The sequence below is a fragment of the Arachidicoccus terrestris genome (assembly GCF_020042345.1).
Taxonomy (GTDB): domain Bacteria; phylum Bacteroidota; class Bacteroidia; order Chitinophagales; family Chitinophagaceae; genus Arachidicoccus; species Arachidicoccus terrestris.
This window is the reverse complement of record NZ_CP083387.1, coordinates 3345979-3360323: the sequence shown is the minus strand read 5'-3', so window position 1 is coordinate 3360323 and position 14345 is coordinate 3345979. Positions and strand designations below refer to the sequence as shown.

At 43.5% G+C, this 14345-nt stretch carries 12 protein-coding genes; 3 read left to right on the top strand and 9 right to left on the bottom strand.

Annotation, left to right across the window (positions count from 1 at the left end; genetic code table 11):
• Window positions 1-96 precede the first annotated feature (96 nt).
• The 5 genes from hutG to K9M52_RS13030 form a co-directional block, all read right to left on the bottom strand.
• Window positions 97-1086 carry a formimidoylglutamase gene (gene hutG, locus K9M52_RS13050; protein WP_224068869.1) on the bottom strand — a complete coding sequence of 330 codons (990 nt, stop codon included), beginning with the start codon at window positions 1084-1086 and terminating at the stop codon, window positions 97-99.
• Window positions 1076-2329 carry an imidazolonepropionase gene (gene hutI / locus K9M52_RS13045; RefSeq protein ID WP_224068868.1) on the bottom strand — a complete coding sequence of 418 codons (1254 nt, stop codon included), beginning with the start codon at window positions 2327-2329 and terminating at the stop codon, window positions 1076-1078. The genes hutG and hutI overlap by 11 nt, the downstream gene beginning before the upstream one ends.
• A gap of 13 nt (window positions 2330-2342) precedes the next feature.
• Window positions 2343-4013: a urocanate hydratase gene (gene hutU, locus K9M52_RS13040; RefSeq protein WP_224068867.1), complete on the bottom strand. Its 1671-nt coding sequence runs from the start codon at window positions 4011-4013 to the stop codon at window positions 2343-2345.
• On the bottom strand, window positions 3988-5571 hold the full coding sequence (hutH, locus tag K9M52_RS13035; RefSeq protein WP_224068866.1) for a histidine ammonia-lyase: 1584 nt from the start codon (window positions 5569-5571) through the stop codon (window positions 3988-3990). The genes hutU and hutH overlap by 26 nt, the downstream gene beginning before the upstream one ends.
• 61 nt (window positions 5572-5632) lie before the next feature.
• Window positions 5633-6172, bottom strand: coding sequence for a MarR family winged helix-turn-helix transcriptional regulator (locus tag K9M52_RS13030; RefSeq protein ID WP_224068865.1), 540 nt, complete (start codon window positions 6170-6172; stop codon window positions 5633-5635).
• Between the two features lie 193 nt (window positions 6173-6365).
• Here K9M52_RS13030 and K9M52_RS13025 point away from each other — a divergent pair, with 193 nt between their 5' ends.
• A complete protein-coding gene (locus K9M52_RS13025) occupies window positions 6366-7214 on the top strand; it encodes an NAD(P)-dependent oxidoreductase (RefSeq protein WP_224068864.1) in 849 nt (282 codons plus the stop codon).
• A 29-nt stretch (window positions 7215-7243) separates the two neighbouring features.
• On the opposite strand, the gene K9M52_RS13020 is transcribed toward K9M52_RS13025, so the two are convergent.
• The 4 genes from K9M52_RS13020 to K9M52_RS13005 form a co-directional block, all read right to left on the bottom strand.
• Window positions 7244-8242: a YeiH family protein gene (locus K9M52_RS13020; protein ID WP_224068863.1), complete on the bottom strand. Its 999-nt coding sequence runs from the start codon at window positions 8240-8242 to the stop codon at window positions 7244-7246.
• Window positions 8243-8310: 68 nt separating this feature from the next.
• On the bottom strand, window positions 8311-9210 hold the full coding sequence (locus K9M52_RS13015; protein WP_224068862.1) for a LysR family transcriptional regulator: 900 nt from the start codon (window positions 9208-9210) through the stop codon (window positions 8311-8313).
• A 50-nt stretch (window positions 9211-9260) separates the two neighbouring features.
• On the bottom strand, window positions 9261-10748 hold the full coding sequence (locus K9M52_RS13010; RefSeq protein WP_224068861.1) for a glycoside hydrolase family 125 protein: 1488 nt from the start codon (window positions 10746-10748) through the stop codon (window positions 9261-9263).
• A 382-nt stretch (window positions 10749-11130) separates the two neighbouring features.
• Window positions 11131-11757, bottom strand: a complete 627-nt coding sequence (locus tag K9M52_RS13005; RefSeq protein WP_224068860.1) for a WbqC family protein — start codon at window positions 11755-11757, stop codon at window positions 11131-11133.
• Window positions 11758-12015: 258 nt separating this feature from the next.
• Between K9M52_RS13005 and K9M52_RS13000 the strand changes: the two genes are divergently transcribed.
• Both K9M52_RS13000 and K9M52_RS12995 read left to right on the top strand, forming a co-directional pair.
• Complete coding sequence (locus K9M52_RS13000) at window positions 12016-12459, top strand: NDR1/HIN1-like protein (RefSeq protein WP_224068859.1); 444 nt, start codon at window positions 12016-12018, stop codon at window positions 12457-12459.
• A 295-nt stretch (window positions 12460-12754) separates the two neighbouring features.
• A complete protein-coding gene (locus K9M52_RS12995) occupies window positions 12755-14251 on the top strand; it encodes a magnesium chelatase (RefSeq protein ID WP_224068858.1) in 1497 nt (498 codons plus the stop codon).
• The last annotated feature ends 94 nt before the right edge of the window (window positions 14252-14345 follow it).

Here is a 14345-nt window from a genome sequence, read left to right as displayed (position 1 = left end):
ATAACCGCCGGTTGAAAAAACTTTTAGCTGAGGATTATCGGACACTTCCCAAATCTTCAACTGGTTTTCAGAGACATGGCCGGCCCCGCTGCGGCATTAAAGTGCCCCTTCTAAGGCTAACAGGCTGTCGAATATTATCTGTGCGCCTAATTTTGCCGTCCTGTTGTCAAGGTCATAGACAGGATTAAGCTCCGCCACATCCATGGAAATGACTTTACCGCTGGCAAAGCAGGCCTGCAGCAATCGCCTGAAATTGCCGTCATAGAAAATGCCGGCTGCCGTCGGCGCGCTCACACCAGGTGCAATTGCACTGGAAAAAACATCCAGGTCAAAACTAAGATAAAGGGCATCTACCTGCTGGGCAAAGCTTCGGATCTTCTCCTGTGCTGACGCGATTTCCAGGGAATTGATATTTTCTACCGGAATATACTGGGTTCCCGTTTCCTTTGCTTTATCAAATAACCACTTGCTGTTAGCAGAGCGTTGAATACCGATGGCCAGGTAATGAAAGGCTTCACCGCTGTCCTGACACTGCCGGGCAATCTCATAGAACGCTGTTCCCGAATTAGGTCCGCTTTCTCCCGGCTGCCTTAGATCAAAATGTGCATCGAAGTTAATGATACCAATTTTTTTATCCTGCATCTTCATTTTGAGCCCGTTGTAATGGCCGGTGACTACCGCATGCCCGCCGCCCAGCACAATCGGAAAACCTTCACTTTCAACGATTAAAGAAATGGCTTGTGAGAGATACTTGCTAGCCTCCTCCAGGTTCCCGTTAATCGTGGCAATATTACCCGTATCCAACAGATGCAGCTGCTCACTGTGGTGCACGGGCAAATTGCTACAAGCCTTCCGCAATAAGTAAGGTCCGGTCGCACTGCCCGACCTACCTTGGTTTCTACGGACGCCTTCATCTGAAGCAAAACCCAGAAAGATCACATTACGAATGCCAGCCGTGGGCTTTAAGGCATTAAGTTCAATGATCTGGACACTTTGGTGCAGCCGTATCAAGCTGGGTTGTTCACCGTCAATACGCCCTTGCCACCAGCTTTTCTGAGGCAGTTCGTAAAAGATATTACTGATCATAACGTTTCGATTTAGTCCAAATGATGGAGGGCCTTAACGACCCCTGATTATATAAAATATCCCTATAATCGGATGTATCATAGGCCTGCATGTCGCCAATCGCATTTTTTACGATTCTACCTCTGTCAGAAAGTTTTAGCGCAGCTGCCGCCCGGAATGTCAATCCTGCCAGCGTTTCTGCCATACTCAGTTTCTCATAGACGCCCAGTAAGGCCGCCTCTGCCAAAAGATTGCCCATGGGGGCAGACCCCGGATTCCAGTCACTTGCGATGGCTACTGCTGCACCGGCATCCAAGAGCTTTCTGGCCGGTGCAAAAGAGATGCCTAATCCCAGAGAAGCACCCGGTAAAACAGTGGCAACGGTATTACTGCCTGCAATGATATGAATGTCTTTCTCGGTACTGGCTTCCAGGTGATCCGCAGATACGGCCCCGAGCGATACGGCTAGTTCTGCACCTCCGGGCGTAAACTGATCCGCATGTACGGTAATATCCCATCCCCTGTCTTTAGCGGCATTCAGATAAGGTTTTGCCTCTTCAATGGTAAAGGCAGAAGATTCTACAAATATGTCCACTCTTGCAGCCAGAGAGCTGGTGTCCATGACGGGGAAGAGTTTTTCCCGGATTTCATTTAAATAGTCTTTGTTATTACCGGTAAAATCAGGCGCTTTCATATGGGCTGCCAGACATGTCGGCACAATGTCAATAACGGCATTGTCTTTATTGGCATGCAGGACCTCTAACAGTCTCAATTCTTCTGATACCCCCAAGCCGTAGCCGGTTTTTACTTCTGCCGTTGTGATCCCGCCCTGTAACATTTTGTGCAATCGCCATTGCAAATCCTTGCTGAGTACCGTTTCATCTGCCTCCCTGGTGGTCCTTACCGTATCCATAATACCACCACCGGCCTGGGCAATTTCTAAATAGGTCTTGCCATCCAGGCGCATGCTATAATCCCTGCTCCGGCTTCCTGCAAATAATATATGTGTATGTGCATCAATAAATCCGGGTAATAAAACCTTTTCTCCTTGAATGAATTCATGCGCAGCGTCTTTATAACGGGAAACCAGATGCTGTATCTCACCTACTTCTATTATGCGGCCTTCCCCACCGACAACGACCGCACCTCCCTGGATAATGCCAAGGTCAGCAGCATTCAGAGGACCTTTTAAAGAAGCATTCTTAAAGGTAACGATTTGACTAAAGGGGCCAATTAATCTACAGGGCGATTGCTGTTGTGTCATCAGAAAGTATTTTTTATAGGTCGATGTCAAATTTCTCAGCAAATTTCGTTGCTGTTGCATAACCGGCATCATGGTGACGATAGATCCCCATGGCCGGGTCATTGAATAACACTCTTTTTATACAATTGGCGGCGCGCGCTGTTCCGTCCGCCAGTATAACCATGCCTGCATGCTGAGAATAGCCCATTCCGACACCTCCTCCATGATGGAAAGAAACCCAGGTCGCTCCTCCTGCGGTATTACTCATCAAATTAAGCAATGGCCAGTCGGAGACGGCATCACTGCCATCTAACATAGATTCCGTTTCTCTATAAGGAGAAGCCACAGATCCGCAGTCCAGATGATCCCTGCCTATCACAATTGGCGCTTTAACTTTACCCTTCCGGACGAGTTCATTGAAGATAAGCCCTGCCTGCTCCCTCTCTCCCAGACCTAACCAGCAAATCCTGGCAGGCAGCCCCTGAAAAGCTACTTTCTCCCGGGCCATTTTTAACCAATGAATCAGATGCGTGTTTTCAGGAAAGGCCTCTATAAGCGCCTGATCGGTCGTGTAGATATCTTCCGGGTCCCCGGAAAGTGCCACCCATCTGAACGGTCCCTTGCCTTCGCAAAAAAGTGGCCGGATAAAAGCGGGGGTAAATCCTGGAAAATCAAAAGCATTGTCTTCTCCGCCTTCCCTGGCAAAGGCTCTCAGATTATTACCATAATCAAAGGTGACCGCTCCCTTATGCATTAACTCAAGCATTAACCCTACATGCCTGGCCATACTTTTAAGTGATTTTTCCCTGTATAATCCAGCATTTTTTTTACGTAAATCAGCAGCAGCTTCCAAGCTTAAACCACTGGGAATATATCCATTGATGGGATCATGTGCGGAGGTTTGATCAGTTAAGATGTCCGGGACAATGCCATCTGCCAAAAGCCGTTCCAACATATTTCCCGCATCCATGACCAGCCCGATAGAAACGGCCTCTTTCGCTTGTTGTGCTGCTTTTACCCAGCGGATTGCTTCCTCATAATCGCTGGTCATTTTATCAATATATCTTGTATCGACTCTTTTTTGGATTCTGGAGGCATCGACATCAGCACCCAGAAAAACCGCACCGGCCATAGTTGCTGCCAGTGGCTGGGCGCCGCCCATACCTCCGAGGCCGGCAGTCACGATGAGCTTCCCTCCCAGATCACCATTGAAATGTTTTTTCCCACAGGCAACGAAAGTTTCATAAGTGCCTTGTAAAATTCCCTGCGTGCCGATATAGATCCAGCTGCCCGCCGTCATTTGGCCAAACATCATCAGACCTTTGCTTCTAAGTTCATTAAAATGATCCCAGGTGGCCCAATGTGGGACCAGATTGCTGTTAGCCAGTAACACCCGTGGCGCTTCAGGGTGTGTGCGAACGATCCCTACCGGTTTACCCGATTGAATAAGCAAGGAATGTTCCTCGTCCAGGTCCAGCAGTAATTCAATAATTTTCTCCAGGGCTTCCTTATTTCGGGCCGCCTGACCGATACCTCCATAAACCACCAGTTCATCTGGATTCTCTGCCACTTCAGCATTAAGGTTATTGAGGAGCATCCTGAGGGGTGCTTCTGTTTGCCAACTTTTGGCATGCAAAATATGACCGACAGGCGCACTATAATGCGGATGGCGCGCATATTTACTGATAAATTCCGAATGTTGCATAGTTATGTGTATTTACTTCTTGTATAGTATATAATTGGCTGAGTTCCGGCGATTTGTCCGCAACACAGGCGATAATCTGCCGCGCATCAATCAGATCGTGTAAAGTTTTAATATCATTGCCAAATACACGGTCTTTGTCCGCAAAGGGTACCACCGCCCTGACCAAATCGTGAACAGCTTCCAGAGGCCGGGAGCTTCTCAAAGGCCGCCTAAAATCAACAGCCTGCGCACCATAAAGCAGTTCCACTGCCAGGATATTTTTAAGATTCTCTATTACCCGCAACATTTTTCTGGAACCGATGGAGCCCATCGAGACATGGTCCTCCTGACCCAGCGATGTGGGAATACTGTCTGCACTGGCAGGAAAACACAAAGACTTGTTTTCTGAAACAAGCGCCGCAGCTGTATACTGAGGGATCATAAATCCGGAATTCAATCCTGCATCCTGAATCAGCAGCTTCGGTAAACCATATCGCCCTTCAATAATTAAATAACTTCTGCGTTCGGAAATGCTGCCTAGTTCATGTGCAGCCACAGTACCATAGTCTAATGCTATTGCCAGTGGTTCTCCGTGGAAATTACCTCCGCTTATTGTATCTAATGCCCCCAGGATGATCGGGTTGTCCGTCACTGAATTAATTTCGATATGTGTCAGTTCTTTAAGATGCTGAAAAGCCGTTCTGGATGCTCCGTGCACTTGTGGCATACAGCGCAGTGAGTAAGGATCCTGTACCCGGTTGCAATTCAGATGGGCGCTATGAATATCCGAATCTGCTAATAAAGCGCTTAAACGGGCGGCTACCAGTTGGTTTCCGGCAAAAGGACGGATCGCGTGAAGCCGGGGATCAAATGGTTTCACCGATCCCATCAGTCCATCCAGAGAGAGCGCGCCGATAATATCTGCAGATTCAAGACAGTTATACCACTGATAAAGCCCCCAGACACTATGTGCAGCAATAAACTGAGTGCCATTAATAAGTGCCAGCCCTTCCTTCGCACTGAGTTCCAACGGTGCAAGTCCCGACTGTTGCAATGCCTCCCGGGCCGGTAGGCGATTATCTTTAAAGTAGACTTCGCCTTCGCCAATTAACGGTAAAAACAAATGTGCCAACGGGGCCAGGTCTCCAGATGCTCCCACAGATCCTTGCGCGGGCACGACCGGAATAATATTCGCTTCTATCATGGCCAGGATGCGCCTGACTGTATCTAACTGAATTCCTGAGTATCCCTGACATAAAGCGTGCAGTTTTAAAATCAACATTAATTTAGCAATAACAGGCGCTATCGGGTCTCCCACCCCTACACTGTGGCTCTTAAGCAAATTATGCTGTAAGGTTCTGGTCTCCGCAGCGGAGATCAGTGTATCACACAGTGGGCCGAACCCTGTATTTATACCATAGACTACCGCCTGCTGTTCTACAATTTCCTGAACCCATCCGCTACTCTGTTGAATTCGCTCTACTACTGATAAAGGTAATTGCCCTTTTATTTTCCCCAGACTCAGATCTACGGCCAGTCCCACTGTTAACTGATCCTTCCCATATTCAAATATCTGCATATTATTGTTTTGTTCGATTTGTATTTAATTCACGATAAGTTAAGCTATGAAGCCAGGATAACTATACTTTCCGCGGCTTCTCTCCATTGTTCACTCCGTTCAGTGCTCTGGTATCCTGTTGCACCCGGTCCATGATGATGCCCGATAGCGGCTGGGATTCAAAATGCTGCTCCAGACGTGCCACCGCAGGCAAAAAATGGGCGACGTCCGGATACGTCGTTTCCATTTCTTCCATACTATTTGATATACTTTCCCATACAGGCTGTAATCTATTCTTTAACTGTATACCTTTTTCGCTTAGCCCGATTAACTGGACCCTTCGGTCTTCACTGGATTCAAAAGACGTAATCAATTCTCTTTCTTTTAATTTAGCAACGAGCTGACTGATGGCAGAATGGGAAGTCATTAACTCATCCGCCGCCTGTCTGATACTGACTTGTTGTTCCCTCGCCAGAATAAAAAACAGCGGGAACCAGCCTGCCTCAAACGGAAGGTCTAATTCCTGGTAAACTTTATTAACCTCTGCCAGAAAATACTCACTCATTCTTCGAAGCCGGCTTCCCAGAATTAAAAATCCAAGATCATGATATAATGATGCCATACAATTATTATATAAGTACTTATACAATATTAAGTCGTATAAAACTAATACCAAAAAAATTTAGAAAAATTTAAAAATTAACAGCGCGCACTGGGCATCAATCTTCTAAACCCCTGCATTTTTCAATACCTTTATCCGCCCCTAGCGGGAAGTCTCAAAATAATAACATCTCTAATCAATCGAATGTAATGGTATGAATACAGAAAAAATTGGGTTTATAGGTTTAGGAAACATGGGATATCCGATGGCTAAAAATCTGGAAAAGGCCGGATTTCCTCTATCTGTCTATAACAGGACAATACAAAAAACGACCGGCTTCAGGGAAAATTCGACTGTCTATGAATCTATTTCGGGAGTAGTAACGAATGCGGATATCCTCTTCACCATGCTCACCAATGATCTAGCTGTCAATCAGGTCTATCAGGAAATTCTGGAAGAGAATATTCAAGGAAAACTATTTGTCGACCTAAGTACGATTTCCCCAGCCAAGTCTTTGGAAATTAATGAAAAAATAAAAACAAAAGGCGGTTCTTTTATAGATGCGCCTGTTGCAGGCAGTACCGGGCCGGCCACCGAAGGGACTTTGATCATTATGGTGGGCGGACAGCAAAGGGATGTTCAGCGTGCTCACCCTTGTCTTGAAAAAATGGGGAAGCAAGTAGAGCACCTGGGAGGTAACGGAAAGGGACTTGCCGCTAAGATCTCTATCAATTATTTTCTGGGCATGTTGTATGAGGGCCTGGCCGAAACCTTATTGCTTTCTGACAGTCTTGGAATAGAGAGAAAAGCGATGCTTGACATCATCAATCAGAGTGCCAGTGGCAGCGGAGCCACTAAAGTTAAAACGCCAATATTGCTGAATAATGATTTTAAACCGGCATTTGCCCTTGATCTTATGCTGAAAGATTTACTGCTTGCCAGAGACGCGGGTGCTGATTTTCCCGTTGGAAAAATAGCCATCGAAACCTACCAGAAAGCCCATGATGTTGGCTATGGCAAAGAAGACGTTATGGGTGTTATCAATTATCTTAAGAAAACATGATTTTCACTTCCACCAGCGCACCCGGCCTTTTATGCCTGAAAAAATAAAAAGGCCAAAGACAAGATTCCAATAAATCCCCATAAGATCAGTCCCAGAAGTAACGGTCTGAACCCGACTTTGCGGACAGCCTCCTTAGTAAATCCGGTACCAATAAAAAACAGGGTCAAAGACAATAGCTTTTTAGAAACAGGTAACACCACTTTTCCTGCGGCATGTACCCACGGAAGATAGGAAGATAACACGATTGTGATCAAAAACAACACTATAAACCAGGGAATACGGATCCGCGGCTTATCGCCATTTATCTGTTCTGAACCGCCACTTTTATTTCTTCTATGTTCTTTTTTTAGAAGAGCCATACAGACAACTGAGACCGGTATGATCCAAAGGGCCCTTTCCAGTTTTACAGTGGTGGCAATTTTCAGTGCTGTATTACCGTAACTTGCTGCGGCGGCGACCACAGAACTGGTATCCTGAATGGCAATAGCCGACCAAAGCCCAAATTGGTGCTGACTCAACTGGAATGCATTACCCAACCACGGAAAAATAAGAAGCGCTACTGCATTCAGTAAAAATATGATTCCCAAAGAAACAGAAATATCTTCTTTTTTTGCAGCGAGTAGTGGCGCGAGAGCCGCAATGGCACTTCCTCCACAAATGGCGGTCCCTGCAGCGATCAATAATGTGCTATGGAAGGACAGCCGGATTTTTTTACCAAGGAAAATCCCGAAGCTGAGCGTTATAAACACCGAACAGACCGTAAGCCAAAACCCTTCTTTGCCCGCGCGGAGCGCCTGTTGCAAATTGATCCCAAATCCCAGGCCCACAACAGCGATCTGCAAAAAATACCGGATCAGTATACCACTGTATTTTTCTAAGGGCAGAACGCCCAGCCAGGCCATAAGAATACCTAAAAATAGAGCCGATGCCGCCCCCACCCAAGGCGTCATACAAGCGACCATCATCAATAAAAACAATACATTTTTTCCCCTTTTCCTCCGATCTTTTTTTGCTGTTATCTTCATCATCTTTGTCGTTTTTGAAGAACAAAGATGGGCCTGCGCTCTGGTTTTCTCCTATGGCAAATATTGATATATTATAACCTATGGTTATAGGCATGCCGCGCAAAATCCATAAAAGACGCCGCTAAACCAGAGGCAACGCCTAAGGGATGTACGAAATAAAACTCCCGCAGAATTTCCATTTCAGGGATTTCAATAATCTTGAACTCTCCCCTGCTAACCGGACCGGCTACAGCCGCAATCGAAACAAAACCGATGCAATCATAATTTTCTAAAAAAGATTTGATCGCTTCTGTGCTACCCAGCATCATTTCCACCTGTAGGTCAGATAAACTCAGATTCCTTTCCTGCAGGGCAGCTTCCAATACTTCCAGACTACCGGACCCTTTTTCGCGACAAACAACCGGCATCGCAATAAGTTCTTCCAGCGATACCTGATTGTATCCGCCATATTTACTGTCTTTGTGGGTAATGGCTACTATCTCATCCTGGATAAAAGGCGTATAACTTAGTAAAGGCTGATGTTTTTTACCCTCCACGACGCCCATCATAATTTCATGCTGCAGGATTGCCTGTTCAATAGTTTCAGTATTGGCACTGTGCATGGCCAGTTTCACCTCCGGGAATGATCGGTGAAACCTCGCAAGTATCTCGGGCAAGACATATTGACCTGCCGTAGTACTGGCACCAAGCTTTAATATCCCTCCAAATTGATTTTTCAGAATATTCAAATCAAATTCCAGTTGACGGTAGAGCGCCTGGATACGTTCTGCTGTATTCAATACCGTACGGCCGGCTGAAGTAAGTGCAACTTTACCGGCTTTTCTATCAAAAAGCCGGATGCCCAATTGGCTTTCCAGCTCCTTAATATTCTTTGTAACGGCGGGCTGACTGATAGAAAGCTCCTCAGCTGCTTTGGTAAAACTCAACAAATGGGCCACTACATGAAACACCCGTAATCTAAAATCCAGCATACGATCAGGTTTAAAAAGGGCGTCTCAATGGACGCCCTATATCTCTATTATTAAAATATTTTCCAGCGGCTTTTTTGTTTGCTGGGCGGTGTTGCAGCAACAGCTGGTGCCGGTGCCTTTAGAAGATCTGGATGTTCTCTGTACATCTTCCATATAAATTCACCGAAAAGTGTGTTGGACCAGGCAAACCACTTCCTTGTAAACTTGATCGGCGCGCTTGGATCAAAGGACTCATGCATAAACCCGGTTCCTGCATGGCTAGACCTCAGCATTTCCAGACATTCTGCCATTTCCTTCACATCTGTAGAGGTTAGTCCCCGCATGGAAATACCGATATGCCAGATCATGTTCAGACCAGTATGCGGGCTGCCAACTCCCTCTGCAACTGTACCTTTGAAAAAGAATGGATTATCTTCCGATAAAATAAAGCGGCGTGAATTAAGATAGGTAGCATCATTCGGAAATACAGCTTCCAAATAAGGCATACCCAAAATAGAAGGCACATTCGCATCGTCCATCAAATTGATACTGCCATAACCATTTACCTCAAACGGATAGATCTTACCATATTTAGGATGCATAACCGTAACCTGTTGTAATGCTACATATACCTCTTTGGCCAACTCTCTGGCTTCCTTCGCTTTTTCGGGATCTTTGCCAATTTGCTCGCACATCTCTGCAAGCTGACCAAGCGATTTAACGGCAAAGAAATTACTGGGAATCAGATAAGGGAATATGGTCGCATCATCACTCGGCCGGAACATAGAACAGATAAGCCCATTGGGTTTGCCCGGATACCCGTACCCACCAAGTGGTAATGAGTCAGTAGCAAAGGAAGTTTCCCTGGTAAAACTATAGGGCCCCTGGCCTTCCAGGCGTTGTTGCTCTTTAAATGTTTTTACCACCAGTGCCATGGCCTCTTTCCAGTGCTCATCAAAAGGGGCTGTATCACCGGTCTCTTTCCAATAATGATAGGCCAAACGGATGGGATAACAAAGACTGTCGATTTCCCATTTTCGTTCATGAACGCCCGGCTTCATGTCCGTATGGTCTGTCTTTTTCCATTCGCTGACTTTAGACCCATCCTTATAAAAGGCATTGGCATATGGATCAATAATAATACATTTATTCTGTCTTCGAATGACGCCCTCAATCATTTTATGCAGATTCTTATCCTTCTTACATAAAGGTAAATAGGGAGAAACCTGCGCAGTGCTGTCCCGCAACCACATCGCATCAATATCACCGGTAATAACAAACGTATCTGGTTTACCACCGATCAAAGAATAGTCGACGGTCGTATCTAAAGTATTGGGAAAACAATTATTAAAGAGCCACGCAATTTCCTTGTTACCTATTTTCTGATTCACCTCCGTGATCAGAGCTTCTACCGCATCACTTCTAAATTTCCGTTGTCCTACCGGAACCCTCACTACCGGAAAATCCTCAAATTTTGTTAATCGGGAAAAGCCGGATTTTGCCACCATCACACCTGCGCCCGCCATAGCAGATTGTTGTAAAAATTTTCTACGATGCATTGCATGAAAAATTTAATGAAAAAAATAGTTGGCTAAAAATAAGGCAAATCTTCTGAAGCAAAGAAGGATTTAGTTAAAACTGAAATCTAATAACAGTTTTTACAAATCCTTAAAGATTTCGGAAAAAATAATCCTCATCCAATTCAAACATACGAATTTTAATAATTTAAATATTTGACTAATATAAATAAGAGAGTTCTTCCAATGCAAACAAATATTCAAAAACGGTCATATGATTTTTGACATGATTTACAATATCAAGTACCTATCTGATTTAATACAACAATAATAAATATAGTTAAATATTCAACATTTGAAGAAATGCCCTAAATGAAAATCGTTATATAAATAATAACAACTAATTGTATATAAATACATAATACTATTTATTTAATAAATAATGAGCTTCAGGACCCTCCATGAATAGCAAGTCCAAGATGCTCAAATTTGCTTGAAAGCCAAACCTGTCTATGAACATTTGATGGTAGATAACGGGATCAGGATCTTCGTGATATGTTTTAGGGGTCAGGTAATGCTTCCTACTGTCAATATGGGGTAAATTATCGTCACTAACCATCATAACTTCTTTATTTATACTCAGATAGTTCAAACATAAATAAATCATTTCTATATTCAGGTCTTGCAGGAAACTGTGCTTCTTAAATAAGATTTCCCGGAATCCATCACCATAATACTCAAAAAAAGGTGAGCGGTTATAGCATGAAATTATGGTTCTCCAAAATTTAACTTGCCAATTATCTAAATAAGAAATTTTAATATCCCGAAATAATGATTTTTGATCCCGCCCTTTTTCCAGGGGAATGGAAAGATTTACCGGGCCATTGCCTCCGGATAGGGTACAACGGTTACCAAAACTCATTTTTTTCCACCTTTCAAATAAACTAAAATTTATATATTCTCCTTTAATTGAAATTTTAAACCAATTAATATTTGGTAGAAACTGATTATCAACAGTATAAATTGTTATTTCATTCATTTCATTGAGCATATCTATAAGATGTTTTTTAATTGATTTTTTAACAAAAATCCGGCTTATAATATGTAAATTTTTACTTTATATAAAACGGATTAATATGTGGTAATCATTAATTTATAATTTATATAATATACTAAACATATTAGATTAGTATCTCCTTTCATTTACTTTTAAAATTACTAAGTATTATAGTCATCAAAGATACAACAAAAAAATTAATATATGTTCGATTACGGGCATATTTTGTATTTTGCAGGATAATCATTCAAAATGAAAAAAATCGCTTCTATCCTACTCTTTGGCCTCGTAATTTGGGGCTGCAAAAAACCATCCGGCATCGAATTCCGGGGCATCAAGAACATTAAATTGATAGATTTTTCCGGGGACACCGCAACGGTTTTTGGTACCCTGACATTTTTCAATCCGAACAAATATTCGATCCAGCTCAAAAAAATCGATGCCGATGTTTTCGCAAACCGCCAACTGATAACACATTATAATCTGGACACATCTTTAACTATTCCCGCAGATACAACATTTACTTTTGGGACAAGCCTCAGATTTGATCGTAATAAAATTTTTAATAATATAGCGGATGCTTTTTTTAAAAAGGAGGTTCTATTAGAGGTGAAGGGCAAAACCAAGGTGGGGCGTTCGGGGATTTTTGTGCAGGTCCCTTTTGATGTTTCTACAAAACAATCGATCCGGTTTTGATCTTTTAAGAGGTTCCATTACTCTATTGGAGGATGCGGATGGTTTTCGCCCTGGCGGCCATCATGTCGACTTTTTGAATCTCGGCTGTGAACAAAACTTCCATTATTTGTTTTCAGCGGTTCGGGGTTTTCCTGCCTGGTCATATGACATTTTACCTGATGGCATTTCTGCTATTACTATCCTGTCATCCATTAATTTTTAAACGGCAGGTTATTATTGGGTCCATTTTAGCAGTTAGTTTCTTAAAATCGGCTAACTTAGATATTGGTTATTTTTTAAAAGCGAAAGGAAAAAAATGGATATTCAAAAAATTAAGAACCTGGGGCAGTTAAAAAAATCCGGCTATCAGCCCCTTTCCATTAAAGAAGAGATCAGGAAAAATCTAATTCACCGAATCCAAAATAATGGACCCCGGTTTCAGGGAATCCTGGGATATGATTCAACTGTATTAAAGGACATTGAAACAGCCGTTTTAAGCCGTCATAATATATTGCTTCTCGGACTTCGCGGTCAGGCCAAAACCAGAATCGCACGACAGATGGTTGATCTGTTGGATGAATATATGCCTATTATCGAAGGCAGTGAGGTCAATGATGATCCTTTTGCCCCTGTCAGCAAATTTGGGCGGCAGTTAGTTGAGAAAATGGGCGATCAGACTCCTATACAGTGGTTGCATAAGTCAGACAGGTTTGGCGAAAAGCTTGCCACACCGGACGTCAGCGTTGCGGATCTAATAGGCGATATTGACCCGATTAAGGCCGCTAATCTAAGGCTCAGCTTTTCAGATGAGGAAGTTATTCATTATGGGATTATCCCAAGATGCAATCGTAGTATATTCGTAATCAATGAGTTACCCGACCTTCAGGCTAGAATACAAGTTGCTTTATTTAATATTTTGCAGGAAGGAGATATTCAGATACGAGGGTTCAAATTACGACTCAATCTGGATATTTTATTTGTGTTTACGGCCAATCCCGAAGATTATACCAGCCGGGGGAGCATTGTAACACCTTTAAAGGATCGAATTGAAAGCCAAATACTTACACATTATCCAAAAGACCTAAATACAGCATTACAAATTACGGAACAGCAGGCCGCTATACTGGAAGAACAAAAATTAAAAGTCCTCATACCGGACCTGGTCAAAAAGATAGTGGAGCAAATTGCTTTTGAAGCCAGAAAAAGCGAATATGTAGACAGGAAAAGCGGCGTCAGTGCCCGCCTGACGATAGCGGCTTTTGAAAACCTGGTCAGTAGCGCAGAAAGAAGAGCATTGATCAATCGGGAGAAGCAGACCTCTATCTGGATCAGTGACTTAATGGGCACTATTCCGGCTATTACCGGAAAAATTGAACTGGTGTACGAAGGAGAACAGGAAGGCCCGTTTCAGGTCGCCCTCCACCTATTGGAAAAGGCCATTCGAAGCCAGTTTGTTTTGTACTTTCCAGTACCTGCCAAAAGGAGTCCGACCGGCAAATCATCTATGGAAGGAAGGGAATTGAATCCCTACCGGCAAGTCATCTCTTGGTTTGATCAAGGCGGTAACCTGGATATCCTGACAGATATGAAAGATAAGGACCGGCAAAAACAACTAAAGCAGGTCTCTGGTCTGTCGGAAATCGTCAGTCAGCACTACCCGGCACTATCATCCTCAGAGCACACGCTGATGATGGAATTCGTTTTACATGGCTTGTCTGCCTACTCGCTGATCAGCAAGAAAGTGGTAGAAGGGCAGATCCATTTTAATGATCTTATTGGCAGTATGATGGATTTTGATGACGAGGATCAGTAGATGTAATGTGGATTCAAAAAAACAAGCAGATAACCCACAGTTATAGAGCGCTTTATTCAATATCTGGATAGAAGCCTGATAATATATTATATAA